This window comes from Colwellia sp. PAMC 20917, from assembly GCF_001767295.1.
Taxonomy (GTDB): Bacteria; Pseudomonadota; Gammaproteobacteria; order Enterobacterales; family Alteromonadaceae; genus Colwellia_A.
This window is the reverse complement of record NZ_CP014944.1, coordinates 1046521-1070186: the sequence shown is the minus strand read 5'-3', so window position 1 is coordinate 1070186 and position 23666 is coordinate 1046521. Positions and strand designations below refer to the sequence as shown.

Here is a 23666-nt window from a genome sequence, read left to right as displayed (position 1 = left end):
TAAAATAAGGGGCGTTTCTGTTAGAATGCGCGCCTTATTATGCTGGTAAATATTCATTGGTAACGATTAATTTATGGTTTGGATAGACTATGCCATCTTGGCAATTGTAGGCATTTCAACATTAATTAGCTTGGTTCGCGGCTTTGTTAAAGAAGCAGTTTCGCTAGTTATCTGGATCAGTGCCTTCTTTATTGCCAGCCACTTCTATGTAAATCTTGCTAGTTTATTGACAAACATTTCCGATCAAGTCCTACGTAATGCCGCGGCAATTGCTATTCTTTTTATTACCACGTTAATTCTTGGCGCTATGGTAAATTATCTTATTGGTCAATTGGTCAGTAAAACCGGTTTGTCTGGAACCGATCGCCTGCTAGGGCTTGTTTTTGGTGCATTACGTGGCGTGTTAGTTATCAGCGCAGTATTATTTTTTATGGATGCATTTACGCCAGCGTCATCAACCGCATGGTGGGCAAGTTCTCAACTCATCCCCGAGTTTACACTCATTGTTGAATGGTTTTTCGAATACCTAAAGAATTCATCAAGCTTTTTGAAATAACGTTATTGTAGTGCCATGAAAATGGGGCTGATGTTCATTAGTATAATTTTTATTTACTTAGCGTTTATGTTATTAAAACGCCCTTAAACTTAGTTCTGTGGAGAATAAACGCATGTGTGGTATTGTTGGCATTGTTGGTAAAACATCGGTAGGTCAAGCATTATATGACGGATTAACTGTACTTCAACATCGTGGTCAAGACGCTGCTGGTATTGTGACTATTCACAACAATACCTTTAGACTACGTAAAGGAAATGGTTTAGTAAAAGACGTGTTTCATACGCGTCATATGTTGCGATTACAAGGTAACATGGGTATTGGTCATATTAGATATCCAACCGCAGGTACTTCAAGTTCTTCAGAAGCTCAGCCATTTTATGCCAATGCTCCTTTTGGTATTTCTCTTGCACACAATGGTAATTTAACCAACGCGATTGAATTAAAAGAGTGGTTATTTAATGTCGCACGTCGTCATGTAAATACTACCTCTGATTCTGAATTGTTACTCAACATTCTCGGTCATGAATTACAATTGACTGAAAATTTGAAATTAACACCTGATGACATTTTTACTGCAATATCTAATGTACATGAGCGCATTCGTGGTGCCTATGCAACGGTTGCTTTGATTATCGGCCATGGCATGGTGGCGTTTCGTGATCCTAATGGCATTCGTCCTTTAGTCTTTGGTAAGCGTGAAACGGCTACGGGTATCGAATATATGATTGCTTCTGAGTCGGTAGCGCTTGATGCAAACGACTTTGAATTTGTCCGTGATGTTGCGCCTGGCGAAGCTATTTATTTCACTGAAGATGGACAAATTCACAGCCAGCAATGTGCAAAGAACCCAACATACAACCCGTGTATTTTTGAATATGTTTATTTTGCGCGTCCTGATTCAGCAATTGATAAAATTTCTGTTTATGGCTCTCGTGTTGAAATGGGCAAAAAATTGGGTGATAAAATAGCAAAAGAATGGGAAGACGTAGAGATCGACGTTGTTATCCCTATTCCAGAAACATCATGTGATACTGCTTTAGAAATTGCTCGACACCTTGGCATCCCATACCGTCAAGGTTTTGTGAAAAACCGCTATATTGGCCGTACCTTTATTATGCCGGGTCAAGAGCAGCGCAAGAAGTCAGTTCGCCGTAAACTTAATGCGATAACAACTGAGTTTGCTGGTAAAAATGTATTGTTAGTCGATGACTCTATTGTAAGAGGGACGACTTCTGGACAAATCATTGAAATGGCTCGCTCTGCGGGGGCAAAAAATGTTTATTTTGCCTCAGCCGCACCAGAAATTCGTTTTCCTAATGTTTATGGTATTGATATGCCAAGTGCCAATGAGCTCATTGCCCATGGCCGTGAATTAGACGATATTTGCCAATTAATTGGTGCAGATAAACTTATTTTTCAAACCTTAGAAGACTTAGTTAGTGCTGTGGGCATTGTAAACCCTGAAATTAAACAATTCGAGACATCTGTGTTCGATGGTCAATATATAACTAAAGACATTACTCAGAGCTATTTAGAGCGTTTAGATGCGATGAGAAATAATGAGAATAAAGAAGACTCAGATAAAAATGCTGATTCAATTATAGATATGCACAATGAAGGTGCTGAATAGCGTCAGACTTGTCTGAACGACACCATAGAAAAATAAAGTAAAATAAAATAAAATAAAATAAAAGCCCGCTTAGTTTATCACTAAGCGGGCTTTTTTATCATCAAATGCTAAAGATATATATTTATAATAAATGACTTATCGACTTAAATTTATAACAAAAGCGTTAAGATATATATTCAGAGCCAAACCCCATACCTAACATAATAGCGCTAAATGCCATTAAAGAGACTAAAAGAACTAATCCGCAAGTAACTACCGAGCTTGAATAAATAAAGCCTTTTTCTTCTGGAATATTCATCATAATGGGTACGCCAGAGTAAAGTAAATAGACAGAATAACAAAGTGCGGCTAGTCCAGCTAAAGTAACAAACCATAAAACAGGAAATAACGCGGTTACGCCAACCATTAATAACGGTGTTGCAGTGTAAGCGGCTAACTCTAAAGACTGGGTAAAATCTGGCTTAGCATCAAAAGTTTTTGCCATCCATTGAATTAAAAAAGCTAAACCAATAACACCAAAGATCAAACCAAAATACATACCGACAGACATGGTCATTGCGCTTGCCTGAGTTAATTTTATTGGATCTCCTACGCCTATTGTCCAACCAATATGAGCGGCGGCAAAATAACTACAAATGGCAGGTATTAACGCTATGGTTAGAATATGAACCATGCTATACATTAAGCTTTCGTGGCGCCTTTCAATTGTGTGCCACTCTTTCTTAGGGTCAGTATACAATCCCCATATATGATTTAATATCATAATAAAATCCTCTCGCTGTCCCCAAAATAACATTTATTGCTTTTTATTTTTTATTAATAAATGTCTGTGTCGATCAATGTTTTTATTATTGATAGCTTATTTATGTAAGATGGCGAAGCTTTCGTCAAGAGATGAATAGCAATTAAGCTAAATTAAATGCAAATAACTTCTTTTTATACCGAAAATAACAGATGTTTATATAGTGATATATTATTTTGTTCTTTCAAAGAAAAGTGTGAGCTATTAAAAATATCAGTGTTAATTGAAAATCAGGCAACTTTTATTCTAACAATATTCATAACTTCTATCTCAAAGCCGGCAATCATTTCATTGCTTGTATAATAGGTCATATTCACTTGTTGTTTGCTAAGCGATTTATAAGCTTTTTTCCGCTTATATTTGAACGGAGCATCACAGCCTTTTATCATTACCGTATTAATAAACCACTCATCTTGTTCGCGTTGAACATGAGAGACGACAGTAACATTTTCACTATGAACAAGTTTGTCATGCTTTTTTAAGAGACTGTTTACTGTTTTCTTTTTCATCTTGATTACCTTGACTAGACGTTTTAATGCCCGGACCTAAAATAGTAGCGCCATTGATATTGGCTTTTTATTAAGAAGATAAACTATTCTAAACTTTATTATATCTTTTCGCAAAATAGTCAATTAAGACGGGTACATCATTAAAGTATTAACCTAGTAAGGCGGTATATTAGCGAACTTATTAGGAGATTTTTTTTAAATTTAGCTATACTAGCTACTCTTAAGTTTGTATAACTCATCGTAATAGGGTGCTTGAAGTAATGAGCAAATCAATTCTTTTCCATACTATTTATCCACATAAAACCAGTAAAGTATGGGTTGTTTTTGTCCATGGTGCTGGCGGTAGTTCGGCAATTTGGTTTCGTCAGATCAGAGATTATCAAAAAACTTATAATGTGCTCTTACTTGATCTTCGTGGCCACGGAAAGTCCAGTCATCTGGTACAAACTTTTGTTGATAGTAATTACTCCTTTAATAAAGTCTCTGAAGATATCATCGATGTTTTAGATCATAACAATATTAGATGTGCACATTTTGTTGGTATTTCTTTAGGAACTATAATTATTCGTAATATAGCTGAAATTGCGCCTCAATATGTATCAAGTATGGTGCTAGGTGGCGCTATCACTCGTTTTAATGCTCGTAGTAATATCTTGGTTTATTTGGGAAATACCTTTAAGCATTTTCTGCCATACATGTGGTTGTATCGTTTATTTGCTTTTATTATGATGCCGAAAAAGCGCCATAAGGAATCGCGGCACTTATTTGTTCGTGAAGCTAAACGTTTGTGCCAAAAAGAATTTATTCGTTGGTTTAAGTTAGCGATGGACGTAAACCCCTTGATGCGTTATTTCAAAGAGAAAGAAATTGATATACCTATCCTTTATATTATGGGCAAGGAAGACCATATGTTTTTGGGACCGGTGATGGAAATGGTTAAACAACATAAAAACAGTTTATTACACACCATTCATAAATGTGGTCATGTCTGCAATGTTGAGAGCCCAGAACTCTTTAATCAACATTCGTTAGAGTTTATCGCTCAACAACACTAATCTTATAAGATATATCTAGCCCTTGAGAACAAAGTTATGTTTGTTCTCTTATAAAAATTAGTCAATAGCGGTTAAATAGAACTGGTTTGGTTACGCCCGTTTTCCTTTGATTTATACATGGCTACATCCGCTCTCTTGAGAAATAAACCAACATCATCTGCGTTAGTTAATTGAGTTGCCCCCATACTTACGGTGACCTTTACTTTTTTATTATCAATAATAAGAAAGGCATTATCAACAGCCGCGCGGATGCGCTCAGCAACAATTAATGCGAAGTCGATGTTGGTAGCGGGAAGAATGAATGCAAACTCTTCGCCACCAATCCGCCCCATCAGATCATTCTCCCTCAGTACCAATTGGCTTACGTTGCAAATAAGTTTTAAGACATCATCGCCAATCGAATGACCATAGGTATCATTAAATACTTTAAAATAATCTACATCTAACATTAATAAACACAGTGGAACTTGATAACGATGGGATCGCTCTAATTCAAGCTGCAAAGATTTCATAAAGGCGCGTCTGTTAGCAATGCCGACTAACTCATCTGTTGTCGCCATTTTTTTTAATTTATTAATGTCTTGTTCTATATGGTTAGCCATTTTATTTAAATTTTTGCTCAGTGAGCCAATTTCATTTTTTACGAGGACCTTGCTACGTGCTTGGTAATTTCCTTCGGCTATATTTTGTGCATCGTGAACCAGTGAAAATATGGGGAGAACAATTTTATTTCTGACATAAAAAGTAATAATTAACGCCATAAGCGTTGAAATAACCAATAATAAAATGACGTACCATAAATATTTATTTTGCTTAATGTTAAACTCATCAGCTTCGACGATTAACCTAGTCTCCACTGCTTCGATAAATTTTTGAATAGGTTGCATGATGGCAGTTTTTTCTTGCTGGTATTGATGTGAAAACAATAACTTAACGGCAGAAGCCCTATCAGGCTCGCCTTTAAGGGTAAACGTACCTTTACCATCATTGTAGAGTCCTTTCATTAACGCAAAAGCCTGTTTTTCGATAGACATTAAATTATCTGAGCGGGCTTGGGACTGTTGAAGTAGTAACAACTCACTTTCTGTAAAGCCCATATTTCCCATAAGGGTCTTTAATGGGACTTGTATGCCTAATTTATCTGAAGTAAATCGTTCTGGTGTAAGTGACGTATACCAGTAAGTGGAAGGGTATTTGTTTGGTCGAGGAGAATCCCCGTTACGTATTGCAATGATATCAAAGTAATACTCTTTATAAATTTCATCCCCGGTAACCACATAGGTACGTGCCATACGTGTTAGGTCATCTGAACTTTGACGTAGTTCGTTAGCAATGCTTAGCGAATATATATGGTGCTTTTTATCTTTAATTGCTTGCAGATCAAAAATACCAATAATATGAGAGACAACATAACCCCACATGCTTAATATGACGATGAAGCATAAAAAACCGATTTTATTGCCAGTAGAAATATTCATCAATAACCTATTGGTTTGGTGTTAGCTATGCAATAGTACACAGTTGATACTATTTACTTATTTCATTCATTAAAGTCTAACCATGAAATTAAAATTTTACAGACACTTTTATTAAGCGTTGAGTTTATCGAAACGAGTATCCTTATAGATTTATAAATCTATAAGGTATGATATAAGTGATATCGCTGTTTTAAAGCTTACTTTGAGTATAGACACTTCTGATCATCTTGTGCAAATAAGCGATAATTCTTGATATGGTTATGATAAGTAGACACTAATTTAGTCCCCATAGCTTAGTTATTTACGAAATTTCGGCCACAACACTATTAGCGCCTATCTTCTTTTTTATCAGTGTTAAACACGAGGTATGAGTTAATGGAGCCGTAAAAAATTTATTTATATTGTTAATTATTCACTTAGTGTCGGCTAAATGAAGGGGTAATTTGAGGGGATTAAATACTTTGGGGTGCTTTTGTAGTATTTTTACCATGATATTCTACCTAATAATAAGGAGTTACCGTGATTTGCGTGAAAGACTTATCTTTTAGCCGTAATGATGGCGGCAACAAACAAAATATTTTAAATAAACTCGATTTATTTGTACCTGCAGCACAGCACCTCGCATTACTTGGTGATAGTGGTTCAGGTAAAACAACTTTTTTGCATATTTTAGCGGGACTCTTGCAAGCAGATAGTGGCTCGGTAAATATTAACAATCAAGAGCTTTCATCACTGAATGAAACAGAACTTGCGCTTTATCGTCGTAAAATAGGGCTAATATTTCAGCATTACCAGTTGCTTGACTGTTTAACCGTAAAGCAAAATATTCTCTTTCAACACAAACTCAATTACCCCAAAAAACCTGCGGATGAATTTGACCATATCGTCAATAAACTCGGGCTCCAAAGTAAGCTTGATTCACTGCCAGAAAAACTCTCAGGTGGAGAACAACAAAGAGTTGGCATCGCAAGAGCTTTACTCAACAAACCTCAGATAATTTTTGCAGATGAACCAACAGGTAACTTAGATCGGCAGCGCTCGCACCAAGTCGTTAAACTTCTTACTGAGTTATGCACTGAGCAAAAAATCAATTTGGTGATGGTGACTCACAGCCATCAATTAACCGATTACTTTGATCATGTAAAAGTACTTAGAGATGGGCATTTTGAATAATTTGACCAATGAAATTAAACTTATTCTCGCCACTCATTTAGCCTTCTATCGAAGACATCCTTGGTTAATGGCGTTATTTTTTCTTGGTTTTAGTCTAGGTAGTGCACTATTAACCGCAATTTCTGGCCTTAATCAAGAGGCTAATACACGCTATGAAAATTCTTCCGCATTAATCAATAACCCCGTTACACATTTAATTAAGCCATTAACAGGAAAGTACTTTATTGATGGCAATATATGGCTCACTTTACGACAACATGGCTTTATCAATACTCAACCCGTTTTACGAGGTCAATTAAAAACCAACAAAGGGGAAACTCTTGCCATTCAAGGTGTGGATACTCTGCTGTGGTTAAACCGTGCGCAATACCAACAAAGTGATGAAAATTTTGACAAAACAGCTCAACGCTTTTCCCTTTCTACTTTATTAGTTGACTCGAAATTTGCAAAACGCATCGTGACAAAAACAGGTGAGCCGATAAATTTTTCGCTGCAAAACGCTCAGCAACAACCTGAAGTTGTATTAGCTGACAATATTGGACTTTGGGCGATCACCGATATCGCCAATGCTGATTATTTATTAGCAGCAAAAGGGCAACTCAGTTTTATTGAGCTCTCGCATGTTAACGATCAGCAATTAATAGAAATAGCAGAGCTAATTGATGGGCAAGCACAGTTGATTGATGCAGAGCAACAATCGTTCGATGTTTTATCTGAAGCCTTCTTTTTTAATCTGACTGCACTTGCCATGCTTGGTTATATTGTTGCGGCATTTTTGAGTTTTAATGCGATAAAACTGACCTTAACTGCGCGACAAAAATTAATAGAGCAAATGCAGCTATTAGGTTGCATTAAGTTAAGTGTTCAATTGAGTCTTGTCATTGAACTTATTATTGTCAGTGTTTGCACTGCTTTATTAGGCACATTAGGTGGTTATTTAATTGCTAATGCATTAGTGCTTGATGTGAACAGCACTTTAGTTGGCTTGTATCAACTTGATAAAGCGCTTGTGATCAATTGGCAATGGTCAAATGTCTTATTAGGGTTTGCCCTTAATATTTCGGCTTTGGGGGTAATACTTTTGGCGCAAGCCAAACAAGTTGCCCAAAAAAGTCAACTGATGTTCTATAGTTTGTTGGTCAGTACATTAGCGGCAGTCATAGGGTTACTCTATTATGCGACTAATGAGTATCAAGCCTTGCTGCTGTGTTTTGCGCTTTTAATGTTGTTTATTTTACTTGTGCCTAAAGTACTGTCTCTCTTGGTTTCATTACCGTTCACCATCACAAATCCATTAACACAATGGCTTCATGCCGATACCCGACTTCATGTAAAAGATCTTCATATTGCTATTATTGCAATTTTAGTCGCGCTTGGTAGTGCTATCGGCATGCAAATTATGGTGAAAAGCTTTAGCCATACGTTAAATGCCCATCTTGAAAAACAACTAAGTGCAGATATTTATTTACGTTCAGATAAGCTCGATAATACTTTAAGGCAAGCGCTCACTAACTTGCCTGAAGTTGAGAAGTTGAGTATCTATATGCAAAGTGATGGTGATGTAAATAAAGTACCTGCGAATCTTGCAAGCTTTGGTTATAGCTTTGAACATTATCAACATATTTCGCTGACTTCAGGCTCAGCCATTAATGTAGAAAATTTTTATGGTCAAGGTTGCTTGGCTAACGAACAAAGTAAAATTAAGTTTAATTATTCATTAAATGACGTGATGGTATTTAAGCAAAATTCAACTAAATTTACTTGTCGTATAACAGGGTTCTTTTATGATTATGGTAACCCAAAAATATCGTTACTTACGTTAGAGGAACGCCAGAAAACAGCGGCACTAAATCGTGATATTTTTGGTTATTCAATACGGCTAAAAAGTAGCACTTCCGTTGCTGTTTTTAGCGAGCGTTTAATTGACGAATTTAAACAAGACAGTACAAAAATTTTAGCCAATAAAAGATTTAAAGAAATAGCTAATGCCTTGTTTGAAGATACGTTTGTAGTGACCAAAGCACTCAATGGTTTTATTCTCGCTATTGCATTGTTAAGTTTGTGTACCAGCCTATTAAGTTTAAGTGTTAATCAATTAAAACAATTAACCATATTACGTAATTTAGGCGTGACACAAGGGCAATTATTAACCATGAAATTGCTACAAACAGCAGGCGTAGTGGTTTTTACCGCATTGTTTGCTATTCCGCTTGGCTTCGCATTGGGCTTTGCGTTATTGAAGTTTGTCATGCCAATTGCCTTTGGCTGGACTATTCACTTTAGTTTAGATTTAAGCAGTTTATTAATAACGTGCTTAACGCTAGTTGGAGTCTCTGTTTTATGTGCCTATTTACCGATCCGAAAATTAACTAACTTAGCGACTAAGGAGTCATAATCGCGTGATAAAAAGACACGTTTTGGCCGGGGTATTATTGACTCCGTTTGTTTTTGTACGATTTACGCTTGTGTTGTTAATTTTTGTATTGTCTGCGTGTCAACCTGCTGAGCAAAAAACAACATCATCATCTAAATTACAAGTGGCTATTGGCAAACCGGTAATACAGGGCACTCCTCTTATCTTCCCCGCTGATCATGGTATTCATGCTGAACAAGGTATTGAGTGGTGGTATGTAACGGCTAATTTGCAAAGTGACACTGGCGAGACTTTTGGCGTTCAATGGACATTATTTCGCACATTAATGCCAGGTAATCTTGAGTCAAAATGGTGGGATAACAATCTTTATTTCGCTCATTTTGCCATGCAACACCAAGAAGATCATGTTGCGTTTGAACGGTTTTCACGAGCAAGGCAAGCTAAGGTCATTAGCTCGCCGTTTGATGCCAGTATTGATGATTGGCAGTTGAGCAGTATCAACAACGAATTTTTGCCACTCAATTTAACCGCAGCACATGAAAACTATGAAATCGCACTGACACTAAGCGATAGCCCAATAGTTTTGCATGGCGACAAGGGCTATAGCCAAAAAACACAAAGTGGTCATGCGTCTTATTACTTTAGTTATCCCTTTTTAAAAGTAAAAGGCCGTCTAACTTTTGCGGGTAACACCTATAACGTTACGGGTAATGCATGGTATGACAGAGAGTGGTCGGCGAGTTTACTTGATAAAAATCAACTCGGTTGGGATTGGTTCAGTATTGTTGACGCTCAATCAGCCACTCAATCAGAAAAGCAAGGACTCATGCTCTTTTGTATTAGAGGTAATAATAATAATTATTACTATTGTAGCGGTACTGAGATAGACCCCAATGGCGATACAACACCGCTTTTTAAAGAAGATATTAAACTATCTATTATTGAAACCGTGACATTAAATAACCACGATTATCCTAGTAAATGGCAAGTTGAATTAACGAATAGACCAACCATTATTATTGAAAGCATTACCAAAGATTCGCGTAATCAATTAACAATCCCTTACTGGGAAGGACGAGTAAAAGCAACGGGTGGTTTTAATGGTATTGGCTATGCCGAAATTACTGGCCATTAATTATTCATTATTAAGTTGTTATTTTATTTTGTAAAATCATGGTCAAATGACTAATAAAGAAGTCATCCGTAAGTTATATGTAAAAGTTGCAGTCATTATTGCCTGATAATATTACTTTCTTTCTTTGCTGTCTAATAAGGGGATTGAATGAGATAATTTTGTTTCACAAAAAGCCGTTATTTTGTGTTGGTAGCGCTTAAAGTCGCATCAAAGTACTCAATATTATTTTCTCGTTAACTTTCTCTAAAATAGCCGCGCAATTATTAATAAGGGTATGATAAAATCGATATCCATCTAGTGTATATAGTGAAGAATTTCACCAAATGTCGACTACAAAATTATTATCTCCAATATTGTCATTCTTAAAGTGTGAAACACCACAAGCATGGCTTGATGAAGCCGTTAAGCCTGAAAATTTACCCGTGCTATTAATTGATCACCTCGTCTGTGAATTAAAAGCAGCTCAGTCTGCTATGTTTTTGATCCGAAAATATGCAGTTGATAAAGAAAGCGGTGATGCTTTGTTGGCATGGCTGCAGCCATTTGAGCAATTAATCTATAAAAGGCAAGGGGATTGGCGCTCATTACCGTCGAAAAACAAGTTAACTAAAGCCATATTACCTAAGTCAGGTTCAGCGCATGGGCAAGGCCTTATCGACAAAATGGTCTTACTGATAAAAGAAGAGTTACATCATTTTTACCAAGTATTAGAAATGATGGATGAGTATGGTATTGAATATCAAAGTATTACGCCGTGCCGATACGCGAAAGGCTTACTTCGCCATGTAAAATCTTTTGAACCTGATGCTATGGTTGATAAGTTAATTGTCGGTGCCTTTATCGAAGCTAGGTCGTGTGAACGTTTTGCTAAAATAGCCCCTCATGTTGATAAACGTCTGGGTGATTTTTATATATCATTATTACGCTCTGAGGCTCGCCATTATCAAGACTACTTATCATTAGCGACAGAGATTGCTGGAACCGATATTTCTGAGCGGATAAAATATTTTGCTGATATCGAAGCGACGTTAATTATTAGTGCCGATGAAGACTTTAAGTTTCATAGTGGCTTACCTGCAGCGACTCTTTAAGCTTAGTTAGTTTTTTCAAGTTAAGCAGCAGTATTGGCGCTTGCTAATACGCAACGATTTCTGCCAGAATTTTTTGCTTGGTACAACGCTTGGTCGGCATTATTAAATAATGTTGCCCATGTCATGTTATTGTGTAATTCGGCAATCCCAATAGATACCGTAATAGACGGAAGCTGAGTATTACTTTGACGTTGCACTAATTTTAACTTCGCAATAGCCAAACGTATTTTTTCAGCCATCGTATGAGCAAATTGTTGCGACTTATTTGATAATACCACCACGAACTCTTCACCGCCGTAGCGCACAGGAATGTCATCAGGTGTGACGTGTTCTTTGATGATTTTTGCCACCAACTGAATCACTTTATCGCCAATACTGTGTCCAAAAGAATCATTCACTTTTTTGAAGTGATCAATATCGATAACTAATGATGAATGAATGTTATCAAGTGATAGTGCCTGTAATTTTTTATCACAACCTCGACGGTTTAATAATCCTGTTAAGGTATCAATTAGGGCTTCTTGACGAGATTCTTCTAACTTAAGTTTTAACTGTGATACTTCTTCAGATGCTTTATATAGCTCAGTAGATAAAGACTCATGTTGAGCTGTCGATTGTCCTATAGCATTAAGTAAAAAAGTAGTGATATTTTGGAGAGGCTTTTCTACACTTAGCTGAGCAAGCGTTTTTTCTATTTTATTGAGGTGACTTATTGCTGCTTGTCCGCTTGAAACTTGGTTATCAAGTTGCGCTAAGGTACTGTTCAGTGTCTCGCCAAAAGGTGTAAAAATATTATCTTCGATATTTTGGCTGTTAGAAAGAAACTCATTAAACAATGCGTCGATAAAAATAGCGTCGAGTGGTTTTTTGCTGGTTAATTGCCCATCTATTTTTTTTATGAGTGACAAGTTTTCTTTTGAAAAATAACAGTAGGCAACAGCGTAATGGCTCGGTATGGGCGCAATTAGATGCAAAAGCATAAATTCTTTAGCTTGTTCTGCGACTTTGATCGCTTGATCAAAACTTCCCTGCATCGTAATTCTCTTTATTATTTTTCTACATAATAACAGTTAATTAAAAGAAAACTCAATGGAAAATGCGACACAATAGCTGGTTTAATCATTTTTTTTGTCGTGATATTACTTATTTATAACAGTAGTATTTAATTTATTGAGAAAATAAGTTTAAGGCGTTTTAAAGGCTTGAGAAAGTAACTCTATACTGTCTTTTGTTACCTTTAACCATGCGCCTTGCTCATACCAATCACCCAAAACAATGCGCTGAGCAGGAAGGTTATTGGCTTGGATATGATGAATGTTAGGGCGGTGAGTATGTCCATGAATAAGTAACTGACAATGATGTAATTCAAGCTTGTCAATAACCTCTGTCTCGGTGACATCCATTATTTCTTGTGACTTCATTGCCGTTGCACTGGCGCTTTTTAAGCGATAATTTTCAGCAATATTCTTACGTATAAACAGTGGTAAGTTTTTAATCATCGTTTGCCACCACCAAGAACGAGATTTCTTTCTAAAGGCTTGGTAAGCGATATCACGTGTACATAAAGTGTCACCATGCATAATAACGACGGGTTTACCATAGAGATCAATAACATCCACTTCAGGTAATAACGTCATGCCACAAGCTTTGGCATAGCGCTTCCCTAAGAGAAAGTCTCGGTTACCATGAATATAATAAATACGAGTACCTAGCATGCTTAATGCTTTTAGCGCGAGGGCTACTTCGACGACAAAAGGATTTTTATCATCATCACCAATCCAGTATTCAAATAAGTCACCTAATATATATAGTGTTTCGGCGTTAGGGGCATCTTTTTCAAGGAATGACAAAAAACAGGCCGTTATATCGGGCCTGTTTTGCGCTAAATGCAAATCAGCAATAAAGTAGGTTACTGATTTGTTGTTTATTGCGTTAGTCACTAATTTTTATTATTCAACAATCGCTGATTCAATAATGATTTCTTCTGTTGGTACATCGTCATGAAAACCCATACGGCCAGTTTCAACCAGAGTCATTTTATCAACAATGTCCATGCCTTCAACAACTTCGGCAAATACACAATAACCCCAACCTTGCACAGATTCGTTTTTAAAATTTAAAAAATCGTTGTCGCTTAAGTTGATAAAAAACTGAGCTGAAGCTGAATGTGGCTCTTGTGTTCTTGCCATCGCTAAAGTGCCACGCTTATTTTCTAAGCCATTACTTGCTTCGTTTTGAATGGTTTCACGAGAATCTTTTTCTTCTAAACCAGAAGCAAAACCACCGCCTTGTGCCATAAAACCTTTAATGACACGATGAAAAATAGTGCCGTTGTAAAAACCGTCTTCAACATACTGCTGAAAGTTTTTTGCTGTAAGAGGTGCTTTATCAAAATTTAATTCAATTTTGATATCGCCTAAGTTTGTTTTTAAAATGATCATTTTATTTACTCTTCAATTTCGATGTGGGAATTGTAAACGAAAGCACAGAACTGTAAAGCAAACTTATGGATAATGTGTAGGTAAATAATGACCCTAGCGCTTTGTTCGGGTACAATTATCGAAAATTGATATAATTTTTATTAACTATTAATTACCCCTATTTTAATCGTGATCGGAGCCAGAAAATCTTATGTTACAGATATACAATACATTGACCCGCCAGAAGGAAGTTTTTACCCCAATTGAAGCAGGTAAAGTCGGTTTGTATGTGTGTGGTTGTACGGTTTACGATTTATGTCATATCGGTCATGGACGTACTTATATTAGCTTTGACAACATTGCTAGATACCTAAGGTTTTCTGGTTATGACGTAAATTATGTCCGTAATATCACCGATGTTGAAGATAAAATAATTAAACGGGCACAAGAAAATAACGAAACACCAGACGAGCTTACCGAGCGTACTATTGCATTAATGCATGAAGACTTTGATAGTTTGAATATTGAACGACCAGATATAGAACCAAGAGTAACGACGCACATGGACGAAATTATTGCCATGATCGTCACACTTGTCGAAAAAGAGCATGCCTATGTCGCCGCTAGTGGCGATGTGTTGTTTGCTGTGTCGAGCTTTGCAGACTATGGCAAACTCAGCGGTCAAAATTTAGAGCAATTACAAGCCGGCTCTCGTGTAGAAGTCGATGAAAGTAAAAGGTCACCACTGGATTTTGTTTTGTGGAAGTCAGCTAAACCAGGCGATCCAAGTTGGGAATCACCTTGGGGAGCAGGGCGTCCTGGTTGGCATATTGAATGTTCAGCGATGAGCGCTAAAGAACTAGGTCATCATTTTGATATTCACGGTGGTGGCTCAGATTTACAGTTTCCACACCATGAGAATGAAGTAGCACAGAGTTGTTGTGCGCTTGATTCCCCTTATGTGAATTATTGGATCCATACGGGTATGGTGCAAGTTGACCAAGAAAAAATGTCAAAGTCACTCAATAACTTTTTTACAATTCGTGATGTGCTCAGCCAGTATGACTCAGAAACCGTTCGGTTCTTTTTAACCTCTGGACATTATCGTAGTCAGCTAAACTATTCTACAGATAATTTGGAGCAGGCACGTTCTGCTCTAGAACGAATTTACACGGCTTTGCGTGATGTTGAGGTGCTTGCTGATTTTTCACTAGATAAGGATGACTCGTTTGTTGCTCAATTTATTAAAGTAATGAATGACGACTTTAATACACCACAAGCGTTAGCGGTATTATTTGATTTAGCCAAAGAGTTAAATGTCGCTAAAAATGAAAGTAGTGATAAGGCGCCTTATTTAGCTGCAACGCTTAAAGGTTTGGGAGAATTGATTGGTTTATTACAACTATCTCCAGCAAGTTTTTTACAAGGAAAAGGTGACAGCGATGAAGTCGCTGAAGTTGAAGCGTTAATAAAACAACGTAATGATGCGAGAGCAAGTAAAAACTGGTTATTAGCTGATGAAGCTCGAGATAAATTAGCGGCGATGAATATTATCGTTGAAGACAGTGCTGGCAAAACCACTTGGCGTAAAAGCTAATTTATAGCCGGTTAACAGCCAGTTGATAAAAAAAATGACACCTCAATAACACATTGTTATTGAGGTTTTTTGTTTTAAAAGGGATGTTACTTTTTAAATTAGATGATTTACGAAATACAATAATGTGTTAATTACTGATTGTTTGCTGTCCAGCGGTTAATTATTTTAGCAATTTCGCCACTTTGTTTTAATTTGGTAATGGCTTTATTAATAAGATTAAGGGTTTCAATAGTACAGGATTCACGGCTTAACATAATATGAATATTATCTTGGTATATTTTTAATGAGTGCATCTCAAACTCATCTTGCAAAAAGTATTTTTCAGAGAAAACTTTCATCGTTACAGGGTCGACCAAAAATCCGTCGATGTGACCTTTTAGCAATAGTGCTACATTTTGCTCTAGGTCGATAACGTTATTAATATGGCTTTGAAAGTCTTTGGTTGTAATAAGTTTTTGAAATTCCTCACCATAAAAATATCCCCCTTCAACACCAATCATATAATTAGAATTAGCCAGATCAGCTAATGTCTCGAGCTTAATTTTATCAGCCATGCCTTTTTTGACAAAAAGATTAACTTTCTCAAGACGATAAGGTAGAGAAAAATAGGCGTTTTCTTCTCGTTCAAGCGTATAGGATGCACCCATCGCCATATCCATTTTGCCTGTTTTTATGTATTGTAAATGTCTTTTCCAAGGCAGTTCAGTGAAGGTTACCTTGAAATTAGTTTCTTTAATAATCGCATTGAAAATATCGAAATCTAAACCAACAAGTTCTTGTTTTTTATTGTGATATTGATAGGGATACCATAACTCCCAACCAACCGCATAATCTCTTGAAGGAGCAGTGTGAGCAGGACTATTTACAATCAATAATAGAACTAAGAGTATATATTTTTTCATTCTCTTTCTTCCATGCATCAGCTAATTAATGAATCGAGATCCTGATATTACGGTAACTTTATTTGCCTAGAAGTGGATTGTAGACAAATTTATATCATCATACTGCACTATCAATGGTACCAACAGCAACAATTTGTTACATCTACATTGACATAAGCTTAATTTAAAAGCAAAAAATGGCATTTTTTGTCGATAAAAATAAATTATTACTGGCGTTGAGCCTATTAATTATCCGCTAGATGATGAGTAACACGGGTAGATTTAGCCTGCTCTGTAGTTTTTCGCTGCTTAACAACGAACGCGTTAACTTTATTATCGCTAAAGTCAATTTTGCTGGATCTCACCGCCGTTTCCATGGCGTATAACGCCTTATTATTTGATACTTTCCTATCAGCTAAATAAGTTGATGATGTTGCACTTGCAATATCATGAGTTTGTACTAATGTATATTTAACGGTTAGTTTACAACTTGGAGATAGTTATGGCGTTAGTTGAGCCACTTGCTGGCGATGAAAATGAAAACATTGCTGAGCTTGCCCGTTTCTTTAATGAAACGTTAGGTTTTTGTCCGAATAGTGTGCTGACCATGCAACGGCGACCAGCTATAGCTAAGGCATTTATTAGTTTAAATATTGCTGTAATGGCAAATGAAGGTAGAGTAACCGCTGAACAAAAGCGTTTGGTGGGCTATATAACCAGTGCTAATACAGGTTGTCGATATTGCGAGGCACATACAATTTTAGCGGCAGAGCGCTATGGTGGAACTGACCAAAGATTAGCTGATATTTGGTCTTTTCGAACCAGTGATAGCTACAGTAAAGCGGAGAAAGCAGCGTTTGAATTTGCGCTTGCGGCTTCAAGTGTACCTAATGCTGTTGACGATAGTATATCTGGCGAACTACATAAATACTGGGATAACGGTGAAATTATTGAAATCCTTAGCGTTATATCTTTATTTGGCTTTTTAAATCGTTGGAATGACTCTATGGGGACAACCATGGAAACAGGGGCTGTTGATGCAGGTAATCGGCTATTGAACGAGTCAACATGGACTCAAGGTAAACATACTTAAGGTTATTGGTGAAAACCAATAGTGATTTTCTATTGGTTTTCTATTAGGAAATGTCCCAAGCGACGGGTGCTTATCTTCTGCTTTTGTCGTTGTAACTGTCTTTTTCTATGGGTACTTTGTACTTGTCGTCTAATTTTATTGTTCATTTATCCTCTCCTTAAACTTATCTACTTACTGAGTATTGCTTAATTATATTTCACTTTGATGACAACCTAAAAGTTATTCAGTGAAACAACAGGTAACTTCACATTAACACAGATTATCAACTTAAGTTATTCTATTATAGCGATTGCTTCAGTTTCCAACGGTTGAGGAAGAACATTTTCTCTTGATTTATTATCCATCCAAGTCAAGGTGTCGTAGTAACGTCTGATATTTTCAACATAATTTACCGCTTCATCACCACGGGCATAACCGTATCGAGTTGGTTTGTAATATTTTTTTTGTTTTAGTAATGGTAAGCGATCTTTAACCTCTACCCAGCGATCAGGATCGCCACCTTGTTTTTCTGTTATTTTTCGTGCGTCATTTAAATGGCCTAAACCAATATTATATGAGGCAAGAGCAAACCATAAACGGTCGGGGAAAGGCACTCTATCGGGCATTCTATCGATCATTTGTTTAAAGTATTTAGCACCACCACGAATACTTTGTTCAGCATCTAAGCGACTTTTAATACCCATTTGCTTAGCCGTTGGCAAAGTTAACATCATCATACCACGCACACCCGTATAAGAACGTGCGTGAGGTTCCCAATGAGATTCTTGATAACTAATCGCGGCCAACAATCGCCAGTCAATCTCTTGGCTATACTTTAGAAAGAGGGGTTGGTATTGAGGCAGCTTACCTTCAACCGCTTTAATAAACATGCGGGTATCAACATAATTAAACTCTTCAACATGACCATAATATTTGTCATTAAGTGCTAATAATGTACCGTCGTGATGTACTTTGCCAAAAAACTCAACAAGACTGGCATAGATTGATTGGTCATTATTTTTTCTAACTGCCCAAGCCAAAGGTTGTGGTTTTTTTATGGTAAAGCCAATGCTGATTTCAGGATAATAGCGGCGATTAACTGCTAGGGTATTGCTGTCGATAATGGTGTAGTCAATTTCTTCTGATAATACTTTCAGTAATAATTCTTCACTATCAAATTCATCGCTGATTTGCCAAGTTAAGTCACGATGGCTATTTTTTAATTGAATAAGATTTTCTTCATGGCTTGAATGCGCCATGATCAGTAAATTCCCCGTTAAATCTTCTATGTCACGAGGTCGAATGCCACCTTGTTTAAAAACAAGTTTTTGGCTGATATCATCATAACTAGGAGAGAAATTATATTTTTGACGTCTTTTTTCGGTTACCGCTAAGCCGGCTGCTAATATATCGACTTGGCCGCTATCTAATTTATCAAAAAGTTCTTCAAGGCTGTAGCTAGGCACTACTTTTAATTCAACACCTAATGAGTCTGCATAATTTTTTACCAGCTCATATTCAAAACCTGCAGCATCTTCAGCTTCTAGATAATAACTGGTTAAGCCATAAATAGTACCGACCTTAATATAGCCACGCTCAATTATTCGCTGCAAACTGGCATTATTTTCTGTTGGCTGACAGCCGAATAGCAAAAAAGTACTCAAGAAGAATACACTTACAAACTTGCTGATTTTTTTAACTATTTTAAAATTCATCTTTATCATATAAGGTCATTGTGGCGTGATTCCAGCTTTATTCAAAGCACTTTTTATCAATTATCAAGATTAACTGTTTAAGTTAAACTTTTAACGCTTATCAAAACCCTTTATATAAACTATAATATGCGCGATTTTTCTTCCATTATTTTAACTGCGAAAACGCAACTAAAATAAAACTAAACTGGTGATTACGTTTATGACGATGTTGATGAAAACCCTTCGCGGCGCTCCTGCTCTTTCAGACTTTCGAGTTAAAAAGTTATTGGCTCAATGCGCTGAATTAGAACTTCCTGTGACAGATATTTACGCTGAATTCACACACTTTGCACATATTTCAGCTGATCTTAGCGACGAAGAGTTTCAAGTTTTACAGCAACTTCTTAAGTATGGACCAAACATTGAAGAACATGAACCTGTTGGTCTGTTTTTATTGGTTACTCCGCGTCCGGGTACTATTTCTCCTTGGTCTTCAAAATCAACAGATATCGCTCATAATTGTGGTCTAGCGAAAGTTAACCGTTTAGAACGAGGTATTGCTTACTATATTACCGGTAAACCTTTGGATGCAAAGCAGCAGGCTCAGCTCAATCATTTAATTTCAGATCGAATGATGGAAACGGTCTTTACTGAGATGTCAGCAACTACTGCGCTTTTTGCGACGGCTGAACCCAGTGAGTTAACCGTTATAGATATTGAAAATGGTGGTAAAAACGCATTAATGGCTGCCAACGTCGAATTAGGCTTAGCGCTAGCAGAAGATGAAGTAAATTATTTATTCGAAAACTTTACCAAATTAGGTAGAAACCCTCACGACATCGAACTCTACATGTTTGCTCAAGCAAACTCTGAACATTGTCGTCATAAAATATTCAATGCGGATTGGACTATTGATGGCGTTAAACAGCCGAAGTCGCTGTTTAAAATGATCCGTAATACCCATGAAATAAACCCTGACTTTGTTTTAAGTGCCTATAAAGATAATGCTGCTGTTATGGTTGGTAATAAGGGCGGTCGTTTCTTCCCTAATCCAGCAACCAACGTTTATAGTTATCATCACGAAGACATTCAAATTTTAATGAAAGTTGAAACGCATAATCACCCAACAGCTATTTCTCCTTACCCTGGAGCAGCAACAGGCTCAGGTGGTGAAATTCGTGATGAAGGCGCGACAGGTATTGGTTCTAAGCCCAAAGCAGGTTTAGTGGGCTTTTCAGTATCAAATTTACGCATTCCTAATTTTGTTCAACCCTGGGAAACTGATTTTGGTAAACCAGATCGTATTGTTTCAGCATTAGACATTATGTTGGAAGGTCCTTTAGGCGGAGCGGCATTTAATAATGAATTTGGTCGTCCAGCTATCTTAGGTTATTTCCGTACTTACGAAGAAGAAGTTAACTCGTTTAATGGCTCAGAGGTTCGTGGTTACCATAAACCCATCATGCTAGCCGGTGGATTGGGTAATATTCGTGACGAACATGTACAAAAGCGTGAAATTATTGTTGGTGCTCACTTAATCGCACTCGGTGGTCCGGCAATGAATATCGGTTTAGGTGGCGGGGCAGCATCATCAATGGCTTCTGGCCAATCAGCCGAGAACCTTGATTTTGCTTCTGTGCAACGTGAAAATCCTGAAATGGAACGTCGTTGCCAAGAAGTTATCGATAAGTGTTGGCAGCTTGGCGAAGACAACCCTATCGCTTTTATTCATGATGTTGGCGCAGGTGGTTTATCAAATGCATTTCCTGAATTAGTGTCTGATGGCGGACGTGGCGGTGTTTTTGAACTGCGTAATGTTCCTAATGATGAACGTAGCATGGCTCCTCATGAAATCTGGTGTAACGAATCTCAAGAACGTTATGTTATTGCGGTATCAGACAAGAATTTAGCAACTTTTGAACAAATATGTCTTCGTGAACGCGCACCATTTTCCGTAGTTGGGCGTGCTACCGAAGAAGAACACTTAACGGTTACTGATGCACATTTTTCTGGTAATGCGAAATGCGATACCCCGATTGATTTGCCGCTTGAAGTCTTATTAGGTAAAACGCCTAAAATATTTAAAGATGTCACCACAGCTAAAGCAGCGGGTGATGTGTTCTCTTTAACGGACATTAGCTTAGCAGATGCCGCGGACCGCATATTATCATTACCGACAGTTGCAGAAAAAACGTTCCTGATCACCATTGGCGATCGCTCGGTAACGGGTATGGTTAATCGTGATCAAATGGTTGGTCCTTGGCAAGTACCTGTCGCCGATTGTGGTGTTACCGCCTCTGCGCTTGACTCTTACCATGGTGAAGCGATGTCTTTAGGTGAACGTACACCGGTCGCATTATTAAACTTTGGCGCTTCTGCTCGCTTAGCAGTCGCTGAATCACTAACTAATATTGCCGGTACAGATATCGGTGATTTAAATCGTATTAAATTGTCTGCTAACTGGATGTCACCCGCAGGTCACCCAGGTGAAGATGCTGGTTTATACGAAGCGGTTAAAGCCATTGGCGAAGAACTTTGTCCTGCACTTGGCTTAACTATTCCGGTTGGCAAAGACTCAATGTCAATGAAAACCAAATGGGAAGATAACGGCGAAGAAAAATCAGTCACTTCACCTATGTCATTAATCATTACTGCTTTTGGTGTTGTTGAAGATATTCGAAAAACAGTCACTCCTGAGTTAAGAATAGATCAAGGCGAGACTCGACTTGTAGCTATTGATTTATCAAAAGGTAAAAAGCGCTTAGGTGGCTCATGTTTAGCACAGGTTTATAAGCATTTGGGTAATGAAACCCCCGATGTAGATTGTCCTGAAACCTTAAAAGGCTTCTTTAATGCTATGCAAACCTTGGTTCGTGATGAAAAGCTTATTGCTTATCACGATATTTCTGATGGTGGTTTATTCACAACTGTCGTTGAAATGGCTTTTGCTGGTCACACCGGTGTTGATATTGATTTAACAAAATTAAGCTCAGTTTCAGGTAATGACATTGACGTATTGTTTAATGAAGAGCTCGGCGCTGTTATTCAAATTCGTGAAAGCGATGTTGCAGCCATTGATGCTATTTTAGCGGCTCATGGAATTTTAGATTGTTGTACTGATATCGGCCGCATTAATAACGAAGATACGCTTCGCTTTAGCCGTGATGGCAAAGTAGTACTTGAAAATTCTCGTACTTACTATCGTACCGTCTGGGCACAAACCACCTACAGAATGCAGTCACTACGTGATAACCCTGAATGTGCTCAACAAGAACATGATGTTAAGTACGATACCGAAGACCCAGGTTTACATGCTGAGCTTACTTTTGATATTAATGAGGATATTGTTGCTAAGTTAATTGCACAAGATTCATTGCAGGGCACTAACCCTAAAATTGCGATATTGCGTGAGCAGGGCGTTAACTCTCATGTTGAAATGGCGGCCGCTTTTGACCGTGCTGGTTTTGTTGCCATTGACGTGCATATGTCTGATATTTTATCAGGACGTGCCGATTTAGCTGACTTTAACGGTTTAGTCGCTTGTGGTGGTTTCTCTTACGGCGATGTATTAGGTGCTGGTGAAGGTTGGGCAAAATCTATCTTGTTTAAGAAAGATGCTAAAGCCATGTTCAAAGCCTTTTTCGAACGCCAAGATACTTTTACTTTAGGTGTTTGTAATGGTTGTCAGATGTTATCTAACCTGAAAGAAATTATTCCAGGTTCAGCTGCGTGGCCACATTTCGTACAAAACAAATCTGAACGTTTTGAAGCACGTTTCTCATTAGTTGAAATTCAAGAAAGCCCTTCAGTATTATTTAAAGGCATGTCAGGTTCTCGTATGCCGATTGCTGTTTCTCATGGTGAAGGTCATGCAGAATTTAGTTCTGAAGATGCTATTGGCGCAGCTAATGATTCTGGTACGGTTTCAATGCGTTATGTTGATAACTATGGTCAAGTTACTGAAACTTACCCAGCTAACCCGAATGGCTCGCCAGACGGTATTACCGCTCTAACCACGACAGACGGCCGCGTTACCATTATGATGCCACACCCTGAACGTGTGTTTAGAACGGTTGCTAACTCATGGCACCCAGATGAATGGCAAGAAGACTCACCTTGGGTACGTATGTTCCGTAATGCGCGTGCTTTTATTGGTTAATTTATTTTAGTGTCTAGTTAAAAATAAAGCACTTAACCAT

The 23666-nt window shown here is 37.5% G+C and carries 18 protein-coding genes; 10 read left to right on the top strand and 8 right to left on the bottom strand.

The features are described 5' to 3' along the window. Positions 1–73 precede the first annotated feature (73 nt). Both A3Q34_RS04575 and purF read left to right on the top strand, forming a co-directional pair. On the top strand, positions 74–556 hold the full coding sequence (locus tag A3Q34_RS04575; protein ID WP_070374279.1) for a CvpA family protein: 483 nt from the start codon (positions 74–76) through the stop codon (positions 554–556). 112 nt (positions 557–668) lie between these two features. After that, complete coding sequence (gene purF, locus A3Q34_RS04570; protein ID WP_070374278.1) at positions 669–2186, top strand: amidophosphoribosyltransferase; 1518 nt, start codon at positions 669–671, stop codon at positions 2184–2186. 163 nt (positions 2187–2349) lie between these two features. Here purF and A3Q34_RS04565 read toward each other — a convergent pair whose 3' ends face one another. Together A3Q34_RS04565 and A3Q34_RS04560 are read right to left on the bottom strand one after the other, a co-directional pair. After that, on the bottom strand, positions 2350–2949 hold the full coding sequence (locus A3Q34_RS04565; RefSeq protein WP_070374277.1) for a Yip1 family protein: 600 nt from the start codon (positions 2947–2949) through the stop codon (positions 2350–2352). 269 nt (positions 2950–3218) lie between these two features. Further along, positions 3219–3497, bottom strand: a complete 279-nt coding sequence (locus A3Q34_RS04560; RefSeq protein ID WP_070374276.1) for a hypothetical protein — start codon at positions 3495–3497, stop codon at positions 3219–3221. A gap of 260 nt (positions 3498–3757) precedes the next feature. Here A3Q34_RS04560 and A3Q34_RS04555 point away from each other — a divergent pair, with 260 nt between their 5' ends. Beyond that, complete coding sequence (locus A3Q34_RS04555; RefSeq protein ID WP_070374275.1) at positions 3758–4552, top strand: alpha/beta fold hydrolase; 795 nt, start codon at positions 3758–3760, stop codon at positions 4550–4552. A gap of 71 nt (positions 4553–4623) precedes the next feature. Here the strand turns inward: A3Q34_RS04555 and A3Q34_RS04550 are convergent, their stop codons facing one another. Next, entirely contained in the window at positions 4624–6030 is a 1407-nt protein-coding gene (locus A3Q34_RS04550) for a sensor domain-containing diguanylate cyclase (protein ID WP_070374274.1), read from the bottom strand. A 519-nt stretch (positions 6031–6549) separates the two neighbouring features. Between A3Q34_RS04550 and A3Q34_RS04545 the strand changes: the two genes are divergently transcribed. The 4 genes from A3Q34_RS04545 (at position 6550) to miaE (ending at position 11803) form a co-directional block, all read left to right on the top strand. Further along, positions 6550–7203: an ABC transporter ATP-binding protein gene (locus tag A3Q34_RS04545; RefSeq protein ID WP_070374273.1), complete on the top strand. Its 654-nt coding sequence runs from the start codon at positions 6550–6552 to the stop codon at positions 7201–7203. Further along, positions 7196–9598 (top strand): FtsX-like permease family protein, encoded by a 2403-nt coding sequence (locus A3Q34_RS04540; RefSeq protein ID WP_442855268.1) that lies wholly within the window; start codon positions 7196–7198, stop codon positions 9596–9598. Before A3Q34_RS04545 ends, A3Q34_RS04540 begins: the two co-directional genes overlap by 8 nt. 7 nt (positions 9599–9605) lie before the next feature. Continuing rightward, positions 9606–10712, top strand: a complete 1107-nt coding sequence (locus A3Q34_RS04535) for a lipocalin-like domain-containing protein (protein WP_083278130.1) — start codon at positions 9606–9608, stop codon at positions 10710–10712. A gap of 323 nt (positions 10713–11035) precedes the next feature. After that, positions 11036–11803: a tRNA isopentenyl-2-thiomethyl-A-37 hydroxylase MiaE gene (gene miaE / locus A3Q34_RS04530; RefSeq protein WP_070374271.1), complete on the top strand. Its 768-nt coding sequence runs from the start codon at positions 11036–11038 to the stop codon at positions 11801–11803. Positions 11804–11823: 20 nt separating this feature from the next. On the opposite strand, the gene A3Q34_RS04525 is transcribed toward miaE, so the two are convergent. The 3 genes from A3Q34_RS04525 to A3Q34_RS04515 all read right to left on the bottom strand — a co-directional run bounded on the left by A3Q34_RS04525 (position 11824) and on the right by A3Q34_RS04515 (position 14244). Beyond that, a complete protein-coding gene (locus A3Q34_RS04525) occupies positions 11824–12837 on the bottom strand; it encodes a GGDEF domain-containing protein (protein ID WP_070374270.1) in 1014 nt (337 codons plus the stop codon). A 150-nt stretch (positions 12838–12987) separates the two neighbouring features. Continuing rightward, on the bottom strand, positions 12988–13743 hold the full coding sequence (locus tag A3Q34_RS04520) for a UDP-2,3-diacylglucosamine diphosphatase (RefSeq protein WP_231907425.1): 756 nt from the start codon (positions 13741–13743) through the stop codon (positions 12988–12990). A 9-nt stretch (positions 13744–13752) separates the two neighbouring features. Continuing rightward, positions 13753–14244, bottom strand: a complete 492-nt coding sequence (locus A3Q34_RS04515) for a peptidylprolyl isomerase (protein ID WP_070374269.1) — start codon at positions 14242–14244, stop codon at positions 13753–13755. Positions 14245–14434: 190 nt separating this feature from the next. Here A3Q34_RS04515 and cysS point away from each other — a divergent pair, with 190 nt between their 5' ends. Then, positions 14435–15820, top strand: a complete 1386-nt coding sequence (gene cysS, locus A3Q34_RS04510; protein ID WP_070374268.1) for a cysteine--tRNA ligase — start codon at positions 14435–14437, stop codon at positions 15818–15820. 131 nt (positions 15821–15951) lie between these two features. Here cysS and A3Q34_RS04505 read toward each other — a convergent pair whose 3' ends face one another. Continuing rightward, entirely contained in the window at positions 15952–16722 is a 771-nt protein-coding gene (locus tag A3Q34_RS04505) for a substrate-binding periplasmic protein (protein ID WP_070374267.1), read from the bottom strand. Between the two features lie 481 nt (positions 16723–17203). Between A3Q34_RS04505 and A3Q34_RS04500 the strand changes: the two genes are divergently transcribed. Beyond that, the gene (locus A3Q34_RS04500) at positions 17204–17794 is read left to right on the top strand and encodes a carboxymuconolactone decarboxylase family protein (protein ID WP_070374266.1); all 591 of its coding nucleotides are present in this window, start codon (positions 17204–17206) and stop codon (positions 17792–17794) included. 272 nt (positions 17795–18066) lie between these two features. Here the strand turns inward: A3Q34_RS04500 and mltF are convergent, their stop codons facing one another. After that, positions 18067–19488: a membrane-bound lytic murein transglycosylase MltF gene (gene mltF / locus A3Q34_RS04495; protein WP_070374265.1), complete on the bottom strand. Its 1422-nt coding sequence runs from the start codon at positions 19486–19488 to the stop codon at positions 18067–18069. 211 nt (positions 19489–19699) lie between these two features. Between mltF and purL the strand changes: the two genes are divergently transcribed. Further along, positions 19700–23626, top strand: coding sequence for a phosphoribosylformylglycinamidine synthase (gene purL / locus A3Q34_RS04490; protein WP_070377005.1), 3927 nt, complete (start codon positions 19700–19702; stop codon positions 23624–23626). Positions 23627–23666 lie beyond the last annotated feature (40 nt).